The organism is uncultured Clostridium sp. (genome assembly GCF_947072515.1).
Classification (GTDB): Bacteria; Bacillota; Clostridia; order Clostridiales; family Clostridiaceae; genus Clostridium.
Map to the genome: position 1 here is coordinate 1 of NZ_CAMTIG010000043.1, position 20,425 is coordinate 20,425.

The window sequence follows — 20,425 nt, forward strand, 5'->3', positions numbered from 1 at the left end:
TTTATATAAGGTAGTATTTATTAAAGAAAAAACTATGTAAGGATAATATATAATTATGCTAACATAGTTTTTTTTCTAAATCATTGCAAGTATTGCCATACCAATTGAAAAAATAATTGGTGCAAGGACAACAGTAACGATACCGTTAACTCCAATTGCAAGAGAACTCATAGCACCTTCAGTTTCACCAATTTCAAGTGCTTTGGTAGTACCAATAGCATGAGATGATGTACCTAGACAAAGTCCAACGGCAATTTTATTTTTAATTTTAAATATTTTCATTATAAATGGTTGAATTACAGCACCTATAATACCAGTTGTTATAACAGCAAGAACAGTTACAGGAACTAATCCATGAAGTTCAGCAGTTACTGATATAGCGATAGGAGTAGTTACTGATTTAGCCATTAATGATGCAATCATTTGTTTATCTAAACCAACAAAATGTGATAGTAAGAAAATTGATATAATACCACCACCACTTCCGCATAGTATTCCTACTACGATAGGGATTAGGTTTTCTTTTAATCTATCTATTTGTTTATATAGTGGTACAGCTAAAACTACTGTTGATGGAGCTAAGAATAAGTTTATAAATTGAGCACCTTCATCATAAGTTTTAAAATCTATATGAAATACTAATAAAAATCCTATTACTAAAACAATTGCAATAAGCAATGGATTGAAGATTGGTAGATTTGTTTTTCTGTAAAGCAAGATTCCAATCTCATAAGTTATAAGTGATAAAACTATACCGAATAAATCATTATGTATAACTATGTGTGATAGGGTTGACATTTTAATTACACTTCCTTTATTTTCCCTAAATTATTTGTTTTCATTTAAAGCTTTCTTTTTATCTAGTTTATTTGCAACAGCTTGAACGACTAAGCCTGTTATAGTCATTGTAATAGCGGTTGTAACTAAACAAACTATTAAAATTTGCACGATATTTGCTTTTATTAAACCAAAGGAGTTCATAACAGCAACCCCTGCAGGTAAAAAGAAAAAAGCTAAATGATCTAAGAAAAAGTTACTTATAGTATCGATTTGTTCAACTTTAACAATTTTTAAACATAAGGCAATGAATAAAAGAATCATTCCGATTATATTTCCGGGAACTGGTATATGGGTTAATCCTGATATTACTTCACCAATAATGTAAATGATTAATATTATTAAAGTTTCTCTAAAAAGTTTCACTTAACAGTTCCTCCTTTTCTATTAAATTCATTAATACTTTATCACTTAAAGTATTCTAAGTAAATACGGGAAAAATGACAATAATGAGAGAATACAGTGTGAAAACGATATCTGAAAAGTGTAAAAAGTGTGGAAAGCCTTATTAATAGAGGGTTAGGAGATAATTTTTGAAATAAAAATGTTTTACAATTTATTCATAAAATAATGAGAGAAAAGAAGCAATTGAAAGAAAAAATAAAAAATGAATGTTGACAGAATATTATGCTAATATTGAGTCTTAGAGTTTGAAAAAAAGATTATGAAGAGATAGAAATTCAAAAAAAATTTATGACTTTGAGTCAATGAAAAACAAAGAAAATAATAAGAAAAAATATTGAAAATTGAGATAAACTCTAATTATTAAAGAAAAAAATAAGGGCGAGTAATAAATAAATAAAGCTTTTAAAAAATTAAAATGAAAAAAAATTGTGAAGAAGGAATCAAAAATTTGAAGTATATAAAAAAAGTCTAGATAAGAAAAATAAATACGAATATAAATATTATTTTTATATTATGAATATTAATAAAAAATGAATATTCTTAAGGGTGTATTGTTACAAATAGAAAGTTTTATTTGTGAAATGGAAAATTAAAAAGGCTGTATTCAAACAGCCTTTTAAGTAGTTAAGTTGAGTGTATATCTTTTAATTCATTGTTAGCGTTTTTGATAAGCTGTTCAGCTTTTAAAAATGCTTTTCCAACTAGTATTGAAACTAAAACAGTAGCAATTGCTGAAAGAAAAGAATTAAGATAATTGTTGAAGTTTAAATAAGGTAATATTGTATGGGCTACAGAACCATGAACTAAATATACCCATAATGATATTTTACCTAAATTTGAAATATAATATTTTTTCTCGGGGATTAATGTTAAAATAAAGCCACTTAAAAAGAATGCACCAATATAATGAAATGCTCTCATAAATAGAGGAAACAATCCTAAGGATTGAAAAGTTTCATAATTAGTATATTCAAAAAGTAAATCAACAGGAGTATAGTGTCTTAAAGTGTAAAGAATTATTAAAATGATAATTGAAGGAATTAAAAAATAAATTCTTCGTTTTTTAAGCCAGTCCACATATTCTCGTTTAAACATAGTTCCAGCTATAAAAAATGGTAGAAAGAAAAATGTTCTAGAAAAGCTAGCGGAACTCCCAACACTATTATCAAATCCTATTATAAGAGAAAATAAAATTGAGCCAATAAGCCAAAGTTTAGGATTCTTTATATAATCAGATATGATATACCAAAAAGTTAATGATAGAAGATACCAGAAAGTCCAATGTGTATATAATAAAGTTAAATCATAATCTAAATGTAAGAAAAAATTAGAGTATGCAACGTAAAGTATCTGAGCAAAAATATAGGTTAAAAAAATACTTTTAACCTTTTGAACTGTTGTACGGTTACTTTTTTTTGAAAAATATCCAGATACAAAAGTGAAAAGTGGCATATGAAACATGTATAAGAAAAGGATGAAAAAATGCAAGTCCACATTTTGAGGAGCTGCAAGTTCTAATATATTACCGATTATAACAGCAATTATAAGAACACCTTTTAATGTATCAAAGTAATAATCACGTTTATTAATATTTATTTGCAAAAATAACACTCCTTATTTAAAAAGTTAATTAAATGTTAAATATAATAAAATTATAGCTTAAATAAGAAAAATATACAAATCGATATTTAGATAAAAAGGGGTTAATAGAGAGAAATAAAAAGAAAAATAATATGAAATTATAAATTATTAAGAGAATAAATAATTTATAATTTAAAAAATATATTATTATTATAGAAATATATAGAAGAATTTTTGTTTGGAAAGTTTAAAAAAAACTAAAATTAGATTATTATATAGATTATAAGAATAAAAAAGGGAGATTCAAATGAACATACAAATATTTGGAAGAAAAAAATGCTTCGAGACAAAAAAAGTGGAAAGATACTTTAAAGAAAGAAGGATAAAATATTCTTTAGTTGATTTAGATGAAAAAGGAATATCTAAAGGAGAATTAAATAATATAAAAAGATCAATAAAAATAAATGAATTAATCAATGTAAATAGTAAAGATTATAAAAAATCGAATCTAGATAAAATAAGAGCTGTTGAAATGAAAGAAGAAATAATTTTAAAAAATCCAAAACTTTTAAAATCGCCAATAGTTAGAAATGGGAAAGAAGCAGTCTTAGGATGCATAGAAGAAAAATTTAAAGAGTGGGAGTTAAATGATGAGTAAAAAGAAGTTTAAAGGAAGTGTAGTTTTAAATCCAGTACCAGTTGTAATTATTTCAACAAAAAATAAAGAAGGAAAGGAAAATGTATTTACAGTAGCTTGGGCAGGAACTGTTTGTACAAAGCCACCAATGTTATCTATATCAGTAAGACCTGAAAGGTTATCTTATGAATATTTGAAGGAATCTATGACATTTGTAGTAAATATGCCAAGAAAAGATATGGTTAAAAAGGTTGATTATTGTGGTGTGAGAAGTGGTAGAAATATTGATAAAATAGAAGAATGTGATTTTACAATGGTTCCATGTGAAGAAATACATGGAAGTTATATAAAAGAATGTCCAGTATCAATAGAATGTAAGGTAAATAAAATAATTCCTTTAGGAACACATGATATGATAATTGCTGATGTTTTATGTTCACATATAGACGAGGATTTAATGGATGAAAAAGGAAAGATACATTTTGAGGAAGGTGAATTAATTACATATTGTCATGGGGAATACTATCCTATGCCTAAAAAACCTATTGGAAAATTTGGTTATTCAGTAATGAAGAAGAAGGAAACAAAAGAAAAAAAGGAAATAAAAGAAGAACATAATAAAAAGGAAAGAAAAGAAGGATATAATAAAAAGAAGAAGAATAAGAAAGCTTTAAATAAAAAGAGAAAGTAAATAAAAAGAAAAGTAAAAAAGAAACTAGGTAATTAAAAAACCTAGTTTCTTTCTATATAACATAATTTAATATCTTCTTCTATAGTTTGAATAACGGGTTCTTTTATAACGTCTTTTATTTATAGCTCTAATAATAAATAAAATAATTAATATGATTAGAACTATGCAAATAAGAACACCTAAGTATATAAAAACATTTGCTTTTATTAAATCAAATTTAGAAATACCTAGAGAACCTTTAATAGTAGTCTTATATAGACCAGATACAAGTGTTAAATCAATACTATCTTTAGATGTTGCCTTCCATGCACTCTCATCATTTACATTAAAATGAACTTGAGTATGATTCACATTAAAGGAATTGTTATATAACATAACATCATTATCAATAGTAATAGGAGCAGTTACTTCTTTAACTGGTCCAAAAAATCCAAAAAGTTTATACTTTAAAGTGACATCTTTTATAGATTTCCCTTTTTCTATAAAGATAGATGGTTTAGCATTATAGCTATAATTCATAATTGTTTCCATATCTTTATATCTGTAATCTGGTGTATTCATGTCGTTAGAAAAAAGAACTATTCCAAGAATTTGTCTACCATTTCTGTCATAGACGGATGCTAAACAATTACCGGCATCATTAGTAGTCCCTGTTTTACCAGCAATGTTACCATCTTTTCCAAGTCCATCATTTCTATTAACAAGATCAACTCTCTTATTATTTATCATAATACTAGAATTTTGCATTTCCATAGTTTCGCGAACCCATGGATTATTAAATGCTGCTTTTAAAAGAATAGCTAAATCGTAAGCTGTTGTGTAGTGTTCTGGATTATGTAATCCATTTGCAGTTACAAAATGTGTATCTTTCATACCTAACTCTTGAGCTTTTTCATTCATCAGTTTTGCAAAGTTAGCAGAATTTCCTGAAACATAATCTGCTATCATATAAGCTGCATCGTTTGCAGAAAACATAAGTAAAGCCTTCATAACATCTTCAGCAGACATAGCTTGTCCAACTTTGATTGATACGCCAGGCCAATTTGAATGTAATGAATATGGTGGTTGCTTAGAAGCCTCTTCAGTAAACTTAATTTCGTCAGTTTTATTTGCATGCTCTGCAAATAAAAGAGCGGTCATAAGTTTTGTTAAACTAGCTGGATAAGCTTTTTTGTCTGCATTTTTTGAATAGATAATTTCCCCTGTTTTTAAATCCATTGTTAATGCAAATTTACCAGTTATATTCGGCTCATTAGTTTGAGTTGTTTCATTAGTTGCCTTAGTAGATACAGGATCTGCTGAAGCATTTAATGAAAAAGGTAAGAATAAAGAAATTATAAATAGTAAAGCTATTAATTTAATAAGCAAATTTTTTTTAGTAAAAAAATTTGTTTTCGTCAAAGCAATCTCTCCATCTCGTTTGATTATTTTGGGACATACTCAAAATGAGTATAACATTTAAAATATATAATAACAATAACAAAAAAATAATATAATTCTTACAATTTATTAATAAAATTTATTATTTTAGGCAAAATAAGAGATGAGAGGGTGGTATTTTGAAAAAAAGATATAAGATTTTATTTTATTTAGTTATTTTGATCACAACATTTACCATACTAGAGGTGAAAGTTGTAAAGGGAGGTGAATTAAAAAGAACCGTTTATCTAACTTTTGATGATGGACCATCGAGTATAAATACAGAAAAGGTATTAGAAATATTAAATAATAATGCTGTAAAAGGGAATTTCTTTGTAGTAGGAGGAAATGCAGTTAAATATAAAGAAAAATTAGAAAAATTGAGAGAGTATGAAATGGGAATATATCCGCATTGTAATGTACATAACTATAAACAAATTTATGCTGATGAAAATTCATATTTTTGTGACTTAGATGCATGTAATAAAAATTTACAAAATATATTAGGTGAAGAATATAACTTTAATTTTGTAAGATTGCCTGGTGGAGCTACAAATGAGGTATCAAATTATGATATTAAAAATAATATTTTAAAGGAATTAAATAAAAAAGGTATAAATTATATTGATTGGAATGTAGATTCAGGTGATGCAGAAGCAGTGATTGTATCTGCAAATAAATTAAAAAATAATTTTAAAAAAAATTGTGGAAGATATAAAGTGGAAGTAGTATTGATGCATGATACAGATGTTAAAGATACTACTGTTAGCACATTACAAGAACTTATAAATACATATAAAAGTAAGGGTTATGAATTTAAATGTTTAGATGAGATAACAGGAGAAGAAATAGACTATTTAACAAATACAAAAGTGATAAATAGAAAATTTATAGAAAAAAAGTAGATTTTAAAATCTACTTTTTTTCTTTAGATCTATTTATAATACATTCTTTAGCTTTTAATTCTAAAGTATCATTTAATGGATCTAATGTGATATTCTCGTTATATTTTTTATCTAAAGCTAGAGTTAAGAAACGATCAGCAAGTTCTGGGTTTTTTGAAAGTAATGATCCGTGAAAATAACTACAAAAAGTATTTTTATAGATACAACCTTCATGCCCATCTTGACCATTATTTCCATAACCTTGTAGGCATTTTCCAAGTGGCTTTAAATCGTTTATAAAAGTTCTACCAGAGTGATTTTCAAAACCAACATATGTTTCATTGAAATCCTCATTATGAATTACTGTGTTACCAATAAATCTAGTGTCGCCACCTTCAGTGTAGATATTTAAAATACCTAAACCCTCTAGTTTTTCACCATTAGGAGCTCTATAATAATTACCTAATAATTGGTAACCCCCGCAAATTGCTAATAAAACTTTACCTTCTTCTACATATTTATGTAGCTCTTCGCGTTTATCAGTTTTTAAATCATCAGATACTATAGATTGCTCATAATCTTGCCCACCACCGAAGAAGACAATATCAAAATTATCCGCATTAAAAGTATCATTAATAGAAATATTTATTATATTTACCTTTATTCCACGTCTTTCAGCTCTTTGTTTAAGGATTAGAATGTTACCAACATCACCATAAACATTTAAAAGATCTGGATAAAGATGACAGATATTTAATTCCATAAAATTTCTCCTTACCAAAGTTTTTCGATGTATCCCTTAGAATGAAGATACTTTCTGTAATTTATCATAGCAGTATAAGTAGCTAAGATATAAAAATTCTTATCTTTAGAAGACTTAATCATATTAGTAAGCTTTTCATAATCAGCTTCTATTTTGAAATTATCTTCATTTAATCCAGCAGTTTTAAGTCTCACTGCCATATCATACATTCTCATTCCAGAAATGAATACATCATTTATAGGTAATGTATGAAGTTTTTCAAAATCTACATCCCAAATCCAAGAAACATCTCTACCATCTGCATAATTATCATTTAGCATGAATAGACAAGAGAACTCTTCTTTGTTAAGACAAAGAGTATCGATAGCTTGGTTGTAACCAGCAGGATTTTTCACAAGAATTATTTTAGCTTGCTTATCATCAATATTTATAACTTCTTGTCTACCGAAGCTTGAATCTTGTTTACTTAAAGATTTTAATATAGATTCAGTTGGCATAGATAGTTCTTTTGCCATAGCATAAGCACAAAGTCCATTATAGATATTGTAAACACCAGCTTGGCTAATTTTAACTACATCATCATTTATCATAACTTCAGAACTATTTGGTTCTAAGTCGATTATTTCATTTACTGAATATTTAAGTTCACTACGTTTGTATCCACAGTTTGGACAATAGAAATCACCTAAATGATTGTAAGTTATGTAGTTATATTCATATGGAGCTTTACAAAATTTACAGAATTTTGCATCGGCATTTACATCAAGCTTAACTCCTTCTTTAACAGGAACTGAAAAACCATAAAATGATGTTTCATTAGGAACATCTAATTTCCCAAGAAGAGATTCATCCCCATTTAAAATAAGTTTTGTTGATGGAGTTTTTACAACACCTTCCATTATTTTAGAAAGAGTAGTGTAGACCTCACCATATCTATCAAGTTGATCTCTAAAAAGATTTGTTATTGTAAGAAGTTCAGGTTTTAAATGTTCAGTTATAAACTTAACATTTGCTTCATCAACTTCAATAATTGCAAATGATCTTTTATTAGATTTCCCAAACTTAAAATTATCTACGAAGCAAGTAACTATTCCAGGATACATATTAGCACCAGTGCTATTAGTTATAACTCGACAACCAGATTCTTTTAATATGTTATAAATCATACTTGTAGTTGTTGTTTTCCCATTGGTTCCTGTAACAAGAACTACCTTATAGTCTTTAGCTACAGTTTTTAATATTTTTTTGTCTAGCTTTAAAGCAACTTTCCCAGGAAAATTACTTCCGCCTTTTAAAAAGTTTTTTGATAAGAATAAGACTATTTTACTAGCGATTATACTTATAATAGATTTTATATTAATAATATTCACCATCCTTACTTTAATAAGTATTACCAATAATAATAAAAAGATATGCTTTTAAACATAAATATATATTAACCCCTAAAAGAGTATATTTCAATGAAAATAGTGTTAAAAAGCTATTTAAACTAGAAATGTTAGCAAAATTTTGATAATATTAAATATATATGAATTAAAGATGGAGGATTTATGGGGAATTTCTTGGGGAAAAATAAAAAAAATATTGAAAAAAGGCCAAATATTGAAAAAAGGCCAAATATGGAAAGCTTCTTGATTATCATAGGTGTGTGTTCATTTGCGTTGATGATATCGTTTATATGTAAAGTGGCAATGAAAGAAGAGATTAAAAATACTGAAATAGTAATTGACTTAGAAAAACGAGAATATTATGAAGGTAAATATGATGAAGCTATTGAAAAATTAAAAAAGGAAGGAGAAAAGGAAAAATGGCCTGCAAATATAATAGAAGAAAGTAAGATACATTCTATAAAGGGAGACTTACTTATATCGAATTCTTTTGCAGAAAAAGCCTATATTCAAAGTAGGGTACAATTAGATGTAGAAGGAAAAAATAAGTATGAAAAAGAAATGGAAGCCTTATCAAAGGAAATTGCTTTTACATATTTGGTAAATGGTAATGTTGAAAAGGCAATTGAGTATGGAGAGTTTTTTTTTGAAGAATTTGAAAATGATTTATTAAAAGAAACATTAGTAGTAGCTTACTTAGTGAATGGAGATAAAATAAAGGCAAAAAATATTTTAGATTCAATGAAAGTAGATAGAAAAAATAGTTACAGATTAAGTGAATTGGGAGAAATGAATATCTTATTAAAAGATTATAATGAAGGGATAAAATATTTAAAAGAGAGTTATAAACTTGATAAAACAAATATTAATGTACTAAATATTTTAAGAGAGTATAAGGATGAAAGAGATTTTATAAAATATATTAAAGAAAATGAAAAAGATACTATGGATAATATATTTATAGCTCAAATTGAAATAATGAATCCAGAAACTTATGATAATGGAATAAAGAGAATGAACAACATCGAAGAAGGTGAATTTAGTAGATTAATATTAGAACTTCAAGCAAGTGAAAAAGATTTAGATGAGAAAAGAAGTGAAATATTAATAAATGAAATAAAAGAAAATTTTGAAGATACTTACGGAGGGGCGTATGTTCTTTCAGGTATATATACAAAGAGAGATGATTTGGAAAATGCTATACATTATGCAAATAAAACTTTAGAAATAAATGAAAATTTTGGGAAGGCATATACCTTATTTTCTGATATACTAAAAAAGGAAACAAAAGATATTGATAGTGCAGGAACTTATATTAGAGAAGGACTTTTAAAGAGTCCATATAGTATAAAAATTATAAAGACGGCAGCAGAATTTTATAGAGATAAAGGTTTAAATGAAATATCATATATATATTATGATATAGCTACTAAATTAGATTCTTATAATTATAGAAATTTTGTAGAAAAAGCAACTATTGAATCAAAAGGGGAAGAAAAGAAATTGCCTATAGAAACAATAAAGAATGCTATTAAGATAGATTCAGAAAATAGTGAACTTTACAATTATCTAGGAATTATGTATATAGAACAAGGAAGTTTAGAGTATGGGATAGAAAATATAAGAAAAGCATATGATGTAGATAATTTTAATATAAAAGCATTAAATAATGCAGCGGTTTATTACACGAACTATGAAAAGAATATATCAAGAGCTATGAGTAATATAAAAACTGCAAAGGAAAATATTAAAGAAAAAACTGACATTAAAATTAAAGAAAGTGTTTCAGTAAATTTTTCATTGATAAAAAAAGTCTATGAGGAAGTAGAAGAAACATCTATTCAAAATTGGCAAATAGATAATTTAGAATTTTTAAAATAAATAATATTCAGAGGAAAAAAGGAGAGAATAAAATGTATCCAATTATATTTGAAAACTTATACTATGACAAAATTTGGGGTGGAAGAGATTTTGAAAAATTTAGAGATAATGTTCCAAAGGGAGAAATAGGAGAAAGTTGGGATATTGCTTGTCATAAAAATGGGACAGGTGTTATTAAAAATGGTAACTTAAAAGGAATGGATTTTAATAAACTTATTCAAACTTATGGAAAAGAGGTTATGGGAGATAAGATAGGATTAGATAAATTTCCTTTATTAATAAAATTAATAAATTCAAATAACAAACTTTCAGTACAAGTACATCCAGATGATGAATATGCGAAAAGAGAAAATGATTTAGGGAAAACTGAAGCTTGGTATGTAGTTGATGCAACAGAAGAGGCAAGTTTAATAGTAGGAACTAAGAATTGCACAAAGGAAATATTTAAAGAAGCAATTGAAAAAGGCAATTTAGATAAATATTTAAATAAAATACCAGTAAAAAAAGGTGATATGTTTTATGTTAAGAGTGGATTAGTACATGCTATATGTGAAGGGGTAATTATTGCAGAAATACAACAAAATAGTGATACAACTTATAGAGTATATGATTTTAATAGAGGAAGAGAAATACATGTAGAAAAGGCATTAGATGTAATAGATTTTGATTTAAAATCTGAAAATATTAAAGGTGTGACTATACATGAAGAAGGGTATGACAGAACAATATTATGTTTAAGTGAATTTTTTGCTATAGAAAAATATATTTTAAATGGGGAAATTACATTAAATAGTGAAAAGGATAGATTTCATTTATATACATGTGTAGAAGGTAATGGATGTATAGAAGGCAATGGAGAAGTTATAGAAATTAAGAAAGGTGATAGTATTCTTATTCCAGCATATTTAGGTAAATATATAATAAAAGGTAATTTGGAAATTTTAAAAAGTTATGTTCCAGATCTAGAAAAGGAAAAAGAAGAGTTACTAAATAAAGTAGTAAAATAGATTGAAAAAGCTGTCTTGTAGTTTGATAAGAATTATAAGACAGTATTTTTTTATTGATAAAGTTATGAATAATATGAACTGGAAAAAAGAAAAAAATCATATAAATTGAATAGAAAAGCTGTTTTAAAAAAAGTATTTTCAATGCAAGTTAATTAAAAAGTAATAAAATTAAAATAAATTTCACATAGACAATAAAATGTTAAAGAATTATAATTAAATAGTCAAGATATAGAAATGGGGGGATATTTTAGTGGGATTAGATTTGATTTTAATATTGAAAGCTTTAATTATAGGTATTGTTGAGGGAATAACAGAGTTTGTTCCAGTATCATCAACAGGACATATGATTTTAGTAGGGGATCTTATTGGCTTTACAGGAGAGTTTGCAAATATGTTTACTGTGGTAATCCAATTAGGGGCCATACTTGCAGTAGTAGTTTTATATTGGAAAAAAATTAGTAGTAGTGTAGTAGAATTTTTTAAATACATATTTACTAGAGGTAGAGAAGGAAAAACAGGGTTTAGATTTGGAATAAATGTAATAATTGGTTCAATTCCAGCAGCTGTTGTGGGGTTTGCATTACATGATGCTATAAAAGGTCTTTTTACACCACAATCGGTTATAGTAGGATTTATAGTAGGTGGTATATTACTTATAGTAATAGAAAATATATTTAGAAAAAAGAGACCACAGGCAACAGATATAGATGACATAACACCAAAACAAGCTCTAATAGTAGGTGTTGCACAATGTTTTGCGATGTGGCCTGGAATGTCTAGAAGTGCTTCAACTATAATGGGAGGATGGATAGGTAAATTATCAACTCCAGTAGCGGCAGAATTTTCATTCTTTTTAGCAATTCCAGCTATGATAGGATCATCAGGGTTAGACTTAATGAAGTTTGATTTTTCGATAATGGATACATCAAAATGGATTGCATTAGGTGTAGGATTTATAGTTGCATTCATAGTAGCTATAGTTGTTATGGATAAGTTCGTTGCATACTTAAAGAAAAAACCAATGAGAATATTTGCAGTTTATAGAGTTGCAATGGGGATTCTTTTAGCAATATTAGTATTTGTTGGAGTTATAACACTTCCAGCATTATAAAGAAGAAATAAATCCAGTTTACTGGATTTATTTTTTTTACAATAATATTTGAAAAGAAAAGTAAAAACTGAATAAATTATTATGAAAATAAAAAAAACTTTTATAAAAAGGATAAATATGGTATTATAAAAAGGGAAAATATTAAATATTTTCTAAATTTACCAAAAAATAGATTGACGAAATAGAAGTGGGTTTAATTGTCAAGATGTTTAAAAATAGCATGGTATAAAGGGGGAATTAGAAGATGAACAACGGAATTAAGAAGATTGCATTATTAACTGGAGGAGGAGATTGTCCAGGATTAAATGCAGTAATAAGAGCCGTGACTAGAGCAGCTATTTTAAATCATGGATTAGAGGTAATTGGATATAAATTTGGATATAGGGGACTATATAATAATGATTTTATGCCACTTACTCTTCAAAATGTATCAGGAATACTTCACAGAGGGGGAACTATATTATATAGTTCAAATAAAGATAACTTATTTGATTATCAAGTAGAAGAAAATGGAGTTAAAGTAAAGCGAGATGTTTCTGATGTTGCCGTTGAAAATCTAAAAAAAGAAGGGGTAGATGTTCTTGTTGTTATAGGTGGAGATGGAACATTAACTTCAGCTAGGGATTTCTCAAGAAAAGGGATTAATGTTATAGGAGTTCCTAAGACTATTGATAATGACTTAGCTTCAACTGATGTAACTTTTGGATTTAATACAGCTATAGATGTAGCAACAGAAGCTTTAGACAGGCTACATACAACAGCAGAATCCCATCATAGAATAATGATTTGTGAAGTAATGGGAAGAGGTGCAGGTTGGATAGCATTAGAATCAGGAATAGCAGGATCTTCAGATGTAATTTTACTTCCTGAAATTCCGTATGATATAAATAAAATTGTAAAGAAGATTAATGAAAGAAAAGAAAATGGTAAACCATTTACAATTATAACTGTAGCTGAAGGTGCAAAACCAAAAGATGGTGAAGTTGTAGTATCTAAAATCGTTGAAGACAGCCCAGACCCTATAAGATTAGGTGGTATTGGGAATAAACTTGCTGAAGATTTAGAAAAAATAATAAAAGAAAATGAAGTAAGGTGTACTGTTTTAGGACATGTACAAAGAGGCGGAAATACTTCAACTTATGATAGAATTCTTTCTACTAGATATGGTGTAGGAGCAGTAGAGTTGATTGAAAAAGGATTATTTGGCAATATGGTATGTTTAAAAGGTGATAAATTAGCATATGATAGTTTAGAGAATGTAATTGGCCAAAAAACTAAGAATGTAGAAGAAAATTGTGAGCTTGTAAAAACAGCAAAAGCAATAGGAATTTGTTTTGGTGATTAAATTCATAATATAAAGCATATAATATAAATGAAAGGCAAGATATATTCTTGCCTTTATATAACAAATTTTTTAAAATGTTCAAAATTTTCTGAAAATATGTTATACTTATATTAAAATTAGAGAATTTTTTAGAGCTGGAGGGTATTATGAAGGAGATAAAAAAATATTTAGAGTCAAGAATTGGAACTTATTCATTCTATTTTGAAGATTTATCTAGTGGTTTCACATATGGATATAATGAAAACGTTCAAATGATAAGTGCAGGCTGCATGAAACTTCCAATTGCAGTATCACTTATTAAAGCAGTTGAGAGAGGAACTGTTACTTTTTTAGATAAAATAAAGATTGATGTATCCGATAAGGTATATGGAACAGGAATCATTCATGAATTTAACTCACGTGATTATACAATTTTTGAATTATTAGTTGCAATGCTTATACAGAGCGATAATACTGCAGCTAATAAAATAATTGATATAGTTGGAATGGATGTAATAAATGAAGATATAAAAGAAATGGGGTTAAAAAATACAGTTTTAAATAGAAAAACTGCAGATGAGAGAAATGAAGTAGATACAGAAAATTATACATCATCTAAGGATTTAGGACTTATATGGAAGCATCTTTATAATAAAACTTTTTTAGATGAAAAAAATAGTATAATGCTTATAGATATATTGAGAAGACAACAAATTAGAAATAAATTAGCTTTATATATTCCAGACGATTTAAAGTATGAAATTTCTAGTAAAACAGGAGATAAAAAAGGTGTTGAAAATGATACAGCATTAATTAGATTATCTAAAGGTGAGTTTGTTTTTACGGTATTATCACAAGATATTCCAAATAGTGTGTATGGAACAGTAACATTAGCTAAATGTGGAAAGATGGCTTGGGATAGTATAATGAATAATTGGAATTAAAATAGAAATATATGGAATTTAATTCCATATATTTTTTATTTTATAGATGTAAAGAAGAAAAAGACATAAGTTTTTAAGAAAACTCCCTTTTAAATTTTAAATGAGTAGTTTAAAATTATTAATAAATAGGAGGGATTAAATGAAAAATTTATTTAGAAAATTAGAGAATTATCCAATAGGAATGTGTGGTATAGCCTTAGGGGTTATAACTTTAAGTAATTGCTTTACATCACTAGGATATCCATACTTTACTACTGCAGCAATCACATTTGGAATAATTGCCCTTTATATAATGGTATTAAAGGTAATAATCTATCCTCGTAAGGTTGTAGAAGAATTAAAAAGTCCTGTTTTAGGAAGTTTTTATCCAACATTCGATATGGCATTATTTTTAATAGCAGCATATCTTTACAAAGGTGATCCTTTGATGGGGAAAATTTTATGGTTTTCAGCAATAGTCATACATGTAGCATTATTTTTAATATTCTTTGGTTTTAGAGCAAGGAAATTTAAAATGGAAGATATGTTACCAAGTTGGTTTATTCAATTAGTTGGTATGGTTGTAGGAACAGTTTCAGGAATGGAAATGGGATATAAAAATATTGCACTAGCATTACTTATCGTTGGAACAGTTTTATATGTAATAGTATGGCCATTTATGTTATATAGACTATTTAAAAAAGATAAAATAAATGAAAACATATCGCCGGCAATAGCAGTATTATCAGCACCAGCAAGTCTTTGTATAAGCGGATATTTAGCATATACAAATACTCCAAATGAAATAATACTAGGGATATTATTTATTACATCTATCTTTAATTTAGTGTATGTTTATATAAAAATACCAAGATCATTAAAGAATGGTTTTTTACCAATTCAAGCAAGCTTTACATTCCCACTTGCAATAAGTCTTTTAGCTATGTTAAAAATGGCATCCTACGTAGACTTTATTGGATACACAACTGTGGGAGTTATATTTAGGGGCCTAGCAATATTTGAATTAGTAATTACAACAGCGCTTATTTTATACGTATTAGTTAATTTCTTAATTATGTTTATAAAAGCTGTTAAGGAAAGTTTTAAAAATAAAGAGCATATAGAAATTGCAGAATAAATCTTTTAATCAAAATATTGACAAAAAATATTAAGCATGATATTCTTACATACAAGAAAACCTTTAAAGAGGTCCAGAGAGACCTGTAAGGAAGATGAGAAAGATAAGACTATTCTAACCTTTGGGTTATTATGCCTTCCTTACACTGTAAGGAAGGCTTTTTTTATAAATTGATAGTCAATAAATTAATAAATATATAATAAAAAATACCTTTAAATTTAACACGGAGAGGTTAAAAAGGAGTGAATGTAAAATGTTAAAAGATAAACACTTAATTGATCCAATGGATTTTAAAGTAGAAGAATTAGAAGAAATTTTTTCACTAGCGGAAAAAATCCTAAAAAATCCTAAAAAATATTCTAAAGTATGTGATGGTAAAATTTTAGCCACACTATTCTATGAACCTAGTACAAGAACAAGATTTAGCTTTGAATCAGCTATGATGAGACTTGGAGGAAATGTATTAGGCTTTTCAGAACCAAATTCAAGTTCAGCGTCTAAAGGTGAAACTTTAGCAGATACTATAAAAATAGTATCAATTTATTCAGATGTTATAGCTATGAGGCATCCTAAAGAAGGAGCTGCTAGAGTAGCAAGTCTTTATTCAAATGTTCCAATAATAAATGCAGGGGATGGAGGGCATCAGCATCCAACTCAAACTTTAGCAGATTTATTAACTATAAAAAATTTAAAGGGCGAATTAAAAAATAAAAAGATAGGAATTTGTGGAGATTTAAAGTTTGGAAGAACAGTACATTCTTTAATAAAAGCAATGACTAGATATGAAGGAATAGAGTTCTACTTAATATCACCTAAAGAACTTAAAATTCCAGATTATATAAAAGAGGAAATATTAATAAAGAATAATATTAAATTTGTAGAAATCGAAAAATTAGAAGATGCAATAGAAGAAGTTGATGTTTTGTATATGACGAGAATACAAAAAGAAAGATTTTTTAATGAAGAAGAATATTTAAGACTTAAAGATAGTTATATCCTTGATAAAACAAAAATGAATAAAGCAAAGGATGACATGATAGTAATGCATCCACTTCCAAGAGTAAATGAAATAGAAATGGAAGTTGACAAAGATTCTAGAGCAGCGTATTTTAAGCAAGCTGAGTATGGAATGTATGTGAGAATGGCTTTAATATGCAAATTGTTGGGGGTAGAAGAATGTTAAAGATAGCTAGAATAAAGAATGGAATCGTAATTGACCATATAAAAGCAGGGTATGGAATAAAGATATTTAATAAATTAGAACTTGAAAATACAAATCTAAATGTAGCATTAATCATGAATGTAGAAAGTGAAAGTATGGGAAAAAAGGATATCATAAAAATGGAACTTAGAGAAAAGATAGACTATAGTATGATTGCAATGATTTCCCCTAATATAACAATAAATGAAATAGAAAATGAAAATATAATAAATAAATTCAATCCAAAATTAAAAAGTAAAGTTATAGATGAAATAATATGTGAAAATGAAAATTGTATAACTATAAATGAAAAATATGTACCACAAAGTTTTATTTTAGTAGATGAAAATAAAGGAACTTATAGATGTGAATATTGTGATCACATCCAAAGTATTTAAGTGGAGGAATGGATATGAATATATTAATAAAAAATGCAAATTTAATTGATAGTACACAAAACTTTATTGGGGATGTGTATATAGAGAATGGAAAAATAAAAGAACTAGGAATAGATTTAAATAAAAAAGATGTAGAAGTGTTATATGCAGAAGGACTTACGGTAATGCCAAGCTTTGTAGATACACATGCTCACTTTAGAGATCCAGGTTTTACTTACAAAGAAGATTTACAAACAGGAAGTATGGCAGCTTTAAGAGGTGGATATACAGGAGTTTGTTTAATGGGAAATACAAAACCAATATGCTCAAATAAAAAAGTTTTAGATTATGTAGATAATAAAGCAAAAGAATTAAATCTTGTAGATATACATCAATGTATAACCATAACTGAAAACTTTGATGGAAAATCTTTAGAGCATTTAAAAGAGTTTAAAACAGATGAAAGAATAAAAGCAATATCAGATGATGGTGTTGGTGTTGGAGATTCTAAAATAATGATGGATGCTATGGCTATAGCAAAAGAAAATGATTGGGTAGTTATGTCCCATGCTGAAACAAAGGAATTTTCAAGAGTTGATATGAGACTTGCAGAGAATATGATGACATGGAGGGATATAACATTAGCAAAAGTTACAGGAGCTAGACTTCATATGTGTCATGTTAGTACAAAAGAAGCAATGAAATATATAATAGATGGGAAATGTGAGGGAGTAAATGTAACTTGTGAAGTTACACCACACCATATAGCTTTAACTAAGGAAATAAATGATTATAGAGTAAATCCACCTATAAGAGAAAAAGAAGACGTAGATTTTCTTTTAAAAGCAATAAAACATGGAGATGTATATTGTATAGGTACAGATCATGCACCTCATACAAAGGAAGATAAGGAAAAGGGAGCACCGGGAATGGTAGGGTTAGAAACAGCTTTTCCTATATGTTACACAAGGCTTGTAAAAGATGGAGTAGTGAGTTTAAATAAATTATCAGAGCTTATGTCAAGAAATCCAGCAAAACTTCTAAAGATGAATAAAGGAACTTTGGGTATAGGAATGGATGGAGATTTAGTAGTATTAGATTTAAATAAAAAGATAAAAGTAGATTCAAATAAATTTTACTCTAAAGGAAAAAACACACCTTTCGAAGGAATGGAGTTTTTTGGAGAAGTAAAAATGACAATAAAAGCTGGAAAAGTTTTATATAAAGGGGAGTAAGATATGAGAATAATAGATAAGCTATATAAGAGAGTAGAAGAGAGAGGATTAGTCTGTATAGGATTAGATACGGACTTAAGTTATATTCCAGAGTGTATAAAGAATGGGAAAAGTCCAAGAGAAGCAATTGTAGAATTTAATAAAGAAATAATAAATAAAACAGAAGATGTTGCAAGCTGCTTTAAGGTACAAATCGCTTATTATGAAGCTTTAGGAATAGAAGGATTGCTTGCATATAAAGAAACTTTAGAATACTTAAGAAAAAAAGATTTAATAATAATAGCAGATATAAAGAGAGGCGACATAGCAGCAACTGCTAAAATGTATGCAAAAGCCCATTTCGAAGGGGATTTTGAAGCAGACTTTATAACATTAAGTCCTTACATGGGAATGGATAGTATAGAACCATACATGCCTTATTTAGAAAGTGGAAAAAAAGGAATCTTTAGCTTAGTAAGAACTTCAAATAAGGGTGCAAAAGATATTGAATATATAAAGGATGCCGAAGGAAAAAATGTCTATGATATAGTTGGAGAAAAATTAACTGAACTTGGACATGACTTATTAGGTGAAAATGGATATATGCCAATAGGTGGAGTTATAGGATGTACACATATAGAAGAGGGAGCAAAAATAAGAAAAAGCTTAAATAATATGTTCTTCTTAATTCCAGGATACGGAGCACAAGGTGGAAAAGCAGAAGATGTAGCTATGTATTTAAATAATGGAAATGGTGGAGTAGTAAACTCTTCAAGAGGAATATTACTAGCGTATAAAAATAGAGGCCTAGATGAAAAAGAATTTGCAAATGCAGCAAGAGAAGAAGCTATAAGAATGAGAGATGAAATTAAAGCAGCAGTTTTAAAAGGAGAGGATTTATAATGAATTTTAAACAAAGTGAAATACTATTAAATGAAGAGATAAGTCCATCAATATATAAAATGGTTGTAATAGAAGAGGCGGATATAAAGCCAGGGCAATTTTATATGCTAAAAAGTACAAAGGGATATCTTCAAAGACCTATAAGCATATGTGAGAAAGAAAATGATAAACTAACTTTTCTTTATGCAGTAGTAGGAGAAGGAACTAAAGGATTTACGGAAATGAGAGAAGGCGAAAAAGTTACTCTTACAGGACCTTTAGGAAATGGATTTAATTTGGACTTTAAGGTAAAGAGATTAGCTGTAATTGGAGGAGGTATTGGAGTAGCACCAATGCTTCAAGTGGCAAAAGAAGCAAAAAGAAAAAATGTAGCAGAAGAAATAAATTTTTATGCTGGATTTAGAGATGAAATTTATTTAGATAAAGAAATTGAAAAATATGTAGATAACCTTAAAATAACTACAAATACAGGAAAGTATGGACATAAAGGTTTTGTAACAGAAATATTTAAGCCAGAAGAATACGATATGGTTCTTTGCTGTGGACCAGAAGTGATGATGAAAGCTGTTGTAGAAATGTGCAAAAAGAAAAATACAGAAGTTTTTGTATCTATGGAAAAACATATGGCTTGTGGAGTTGGAGCATGCCTTGTATGTACATGTAAAACAAAAGACGGAAATAAAAGAACTTGTAAAGACGGCCCTGTTTTTAATGGAGAATATGTAGAGTTTTAAGGAGTGA

20 protein-coding genes are annotated in these 20,425 nt (G+C 27.6%); 14 read left to right on the forward strand and 6 right to left on the reverse strand.

The annotated features are described in order from the left end of the window. Positions 1–75: 75 nt before the first annotated feature. The 3 genes from Q0W06_RS14175 to Q0W06_RS14185 all read right to left on the reverse strand — a co-directional run bounded on the left by Q0W06_RS14175 (position 76) and on the right by Q0W06_RS14185 (position 2,844). Positions 76–798, reverse strand: a complete 723-nt coding sequence (locus Q0W06_RS14175; protein WP_297636948.1) for an LrgB family protein — start codon at positions 796–798, stop codon at positions 76–78. Positions 799–828: 30 nt separating this feature from the next. Further along, a complete protein-coding gene (locus Q0W06_RS14180; RefSeq protein WP_297636951.1) occupies positions 829–1,203 on the reverse strand; it encodes a CidA/LrgA family protein in 375 nt (124 codons plus the stop codon). 663 nt (positions 1,204–1,866) lie between these two features. Continuing rightward, positions 1,867–2,844: an acyltransferase family protein gene (locus tag Q0W06_RS14185; protein WP_297636953.1), complete on the reverse strand. Its 978-nt coding sequence runs from the start codon at positions 2,842–2,844 to the stop codon at positions 1,867–1,869. A 286-nt stretch (positions 2,845–3,130) separates the two neighbouring features. On the opposite strand from Q0W06_RS14185, the gene Q0W06_RS14190 reads away from it, so the two are divergent. Together Q0W06_RS14190 and Q0W06_RS14195 are read left to right on the forward strand one after the other, a co-directional pair. Further along, entirely contained in the window at positions 3,131–3,481 is a 351-nt protein-coding gene (locus Q0W06_RS14190) for an ArsC/Spx/MgsR family protein (protein WP_297636957.1), read from the forward strand. Then, positions 3,474–4,151 carry a flavin reductase family protein gene (locus Q0W06_RS14195; protein WP_297636960.1) on the forward strand — a complete coding sequence of 226 codons (678 nt, stop codon included), beginning with the start codon at positions 3,474–3,476 and terminating at the stop codon, positions 4,149–4,151. The genes Q0W06_RS14190 and Q0W06_RS14195 overlap by 8 nt, the downstream gene beginning before the upstream one ends. A 66-nt stretch (positions 4,152–4,217) precedes the next feature. Here Q0W06_RS14195 and Q0W06_RS14200 read toward each other — a convergent pair whose 3' ends face one another. After that, entirely contained in the window at positions 4,218–5,552 is a 1,335-nt protein-coding gene (locus Q0W06_RS14200) for a D-alanyl-D-alanine carboxypeptidase family protein (protein WP_297636962.1), read from the reverse strand. A 158-nt stretch (positions 5,553–5,710) separates the two neighbouring features. On the opposite strand from Q0W06_RS14200, the gene Q0W06_RS14205 reads away from it, so the two are divergent. Beyond that, entirely contained in the window at positions 5,711–6,475 is a 765-nt protein-coding gene (locus tag Q0W06_RS14205; RefSeq protein ID WP_297636965.1) for a polysaccharide deacetylase family protein, read from the forward strand. Between the two features lie 10 nt (positions 6,476–6,485). Here Q0W06_RS14205 and Q0W06_RS14210 read toward each other — a convergent pair whose 3' ends face one another. Next, on the reverse strand, positions 6,486–7,217 hold the full coding sequence (locus tag Q0W06_RS14210) for a type 1 glutamine amidotransferase (RefSeq protein ID WP_297636968.1): 732 nt from the start codon (positions 7,215–7,217) through the stop codon (positions 6,486–6,488). Between the two features lie 11 nt (positions 7,218–7,228). Then, the gene (locus tag Q0W06_RS14215; protein ID WP_297636971.1) at positions 7,229–8,587 is read right to left on the reverse strand and encodes a Mur ligase family protein; all 1,359 of its coding nucleotides are present in this window, start codon (positions 8,585–8,587) and stop codon (positions 7,229–7,231) included. A gap of 180 nt (positions 8,588–8,767) precedes the next feature. Between Q0W06_RS14215 and Q0W06_RS14220 the strand changes: the two genes are divergently transcribed. The 11 genes from Q0W06_RS14220 (at position 8,768) to Q0W06_RS14270 (ending at position 20,418) form a co-directional block, all read left to right on the forward strand. Then, positions 8,768–10,486 (forward strand): hypothetical protein, encoded by a 1,719-nt coding sequence (locus tag Q0W06_RS14220; RefSeq protein ID WP_297636974.1) that lies wholly within the window; start codon positions 8,768–8,770, stop codon positions 10,484–10,486. Positions 10,487–10,518: 32 nt separating this feature from the next. Next, entirely contained in the window at positions 10,519–11,493 is a 975-nt protein-coding gene (locus tag Q0W06_RS14225) for a type I phosphomannose isomerase catalytic subunit (protein WP_297636977.1), read from the forward strand. Between the two features lie 250 nt (positions 11,494–11,743). Further along, on the forward strand, positions 11,744–12,604 hold the full coding sequence (locus tag Q0W06_RS14230) for an undecaprenyl-diphosphate phosphatase (RefSeq protein ID WP_297636980.1): 861 nt from the start codon (positions 11,744–11,746) through the stop codon (positions 12,602–12,604). 244 nt (positions 12,605–12,848) lie between these two features. After that, a complete protein-coding gene (locus Q0W06_RS14235; RefSeq protein WP_297636983.1) occupies positions 12,849–13,949 on the forward strand; it encodes a 6-phosphofructokinase in 1,101 nt (366 codons plus the stop codon). 146 nt (positions 13,950–14,095) lie between these two features. Next, positions 14,096–14,872, forward strand: coding sequence for a serine hydrolase (locus tag Q0W06_RS14240; protein WP_297636986.1), 777 nt, complete (start codon positions 14,096–14,098; stop codon positions 14,870–14,872). Between the two features lie 139 nt (positions 14,873–15,011). Continuing rightward, complete coding sequence (locus Q0W06_RS14245) at positions 15,012–15,989, forward strand: TDT family transporter (protein ID WP_297636989.1); 978 nt, start codon at positions 15,012–15,014, stop codon at positions 15,987–15,989. 253 nt (positions 15,990–16,242) lie between these two features. After that, positions 16,243–17,172 carry an aspartate carbamoyltransferase gene (pyrB, locus tag Q0W06_RS14250; protein WP_297636992.1) on the forward strand — a complete coding sequence of 310 codons (930 nt, stop codon included), beginning with the start codon at positions 16,243–16,245 and terminating at the stop codon, positions 17,170–17,172. Beyond that, positions 17,166–17,588 (forward strand): aspartate carbamoyltransferase regulatory subunit, encoded by a 423-nt coding sequence (locus tag Q0W06_RS14255; RefSeq protein ID WP_297636995.1) that lies wholly within the window; start codon positions 17,166–17,168, stop codon positions 17,586–17,588. The genes pyrB and Q0W06_RS14255 overlap by 7 nt, the downstream gene beginning before the upstream one ends. A gap of 14 nt (positions 17,589–17,602) precedes the next feature. Next, the gene (locus Q0W06_RS14260) at positions 17,603–18,802 is read left to right on the forward strand and encodes a dihydroorotase (RefSeq protein WP_297636998.1); all 1,200 of its coding nucleotides are present in this window, start codon (positions 17,603–17,605) and stop codon (positions 18,800–18,802) included. A gap of 3 nt (positions 18,803–18,805) precedes the next feature. Further along, positions 18,806–19,684, forward strand: coding sequence for an orotidine-5'-phosphate decarboxylase (gene pyrF / locus Q0W06_RS14265; protein WP_297637001.1), 879 nt, complete (start codon positions 18,806–18,808; stop codon positions 19,682–19,684). Beyond that, positions 19,684–20,418: a dihydroorotate dehydrogenase electron transfer subunit gene (locus Q0W06_RS14270; RefSeq protein WP_297637004.1), complete on the forward strand. Its 735-nt coding sequence runs from the start codon at positions 19,684–19,686 to the stop codon at positions 20,416–20,418. Before pyrF ends, Q0W06_RS14270 begins: the two co-directional genes overlap by 1 nt. Positions 20,419–20,425: the final 7 nt, after the last annotated feature.

Excerpts from the sequence above, each read along its gene's own strand:
- Q0W06_RS14270 (WP_297637004.1), top strand. The coding sequence starts at position 19,684 with ATGAATTTTAAACAAAGTGAAATACTATTAAATGAAGAGATAAGTCCA.
- Q0W06_RS14240 (WP_297636986.1), top strand. The coding sequence starts at position 14,096 with ATGAAGGAGATAAAAAAATATTTAGAGTCAAGAATTGGAACTTATTCA.
- pyrF (WP_297637001.1), top strand. The coding sequence starts at position 18,806 with ATGAGAATAATAGATAAGCTATATAAGAGAGTAGAAGAGAGAGGATTA.
- Q0W06_RS14260 (WP_297636998.1), top strand. The coding sequence starts at position 17,603 with ATGAATATATTAATAAAAAATGCAAATTTAATTGATAGTACACAAAAC.
- Q0W06_RS14220 (WP_297636974.1), top strand. The coding sequence starts at position 8,768 with ATGGGGAATTTCTTGGGGAAAAATAAAAAAAATATTGAAAAAAGGCCA.
- Q0W06_RS14210 (WP_297636968.1), bottom strand. The coding sequence starts at position 7,217 with ATGGAATTAAATATCTGTCATCTTTATCCAGATCTTTTAAATGTTTAT.
- Q0W06_RS14245 (WP_297636989.1), top strand. The coding sequence starts at position 15,012 with ATGAAAAATTTATTTAGAAAATTAGAGAATTATCCAATAGGAATGTGT.
- Q0W06_RS14235 (WP_297636983.1), top strand. The coding sequence starts at position 12,849 with ATGAACAACGGAATTAAGAAGATTGCATTATTAACTGGAGGAGGAGAT.
- Q0W06_RS14190 (WP_297636957.1), top strand. The coding sequence starts at position 3,131 with ATGAACATACAAATATTTGGAAGAAAAAAATGCTTCGAGACAAAAAAA.
- Q0W06_RS14195 (WP_297636960.1), top strand. The coding sequence starts at position 3,474 with ATGAGTAAAAAGAAGTTTAAAGGAAGTGTAGTTTTAAATCCAGTACCA.
- Q0W06_RS14255 (WP_297636995.1), top strand. The coding sequence starts at position 17,166 with ATGTTAAAGATAGCTAGAATAAAGAATGGAATCGTAATTGACCATATA.
- Q0W06_RS14175 (WP_297636948.1), bottom strand. The coding sequence starts at position 798 with ATGTCAACCCTATCACACATAGTTATACATAATGATTTATTCGGTATA.
- Q0W06_RS14225 (WP_297636977.1), top strand. The coding sequence starts at position 10,519 with ATGTATCCAATTATATTTGAAAACTTATACTATGACAAAATTTGGGGT.
- pyrB (WP_297636992.1), top strand. The coding sequence starts at position 16,243 with ATGTTAAAAGATAAACACTTAATTGATCCAATGGATTTTAAAGTAGAA.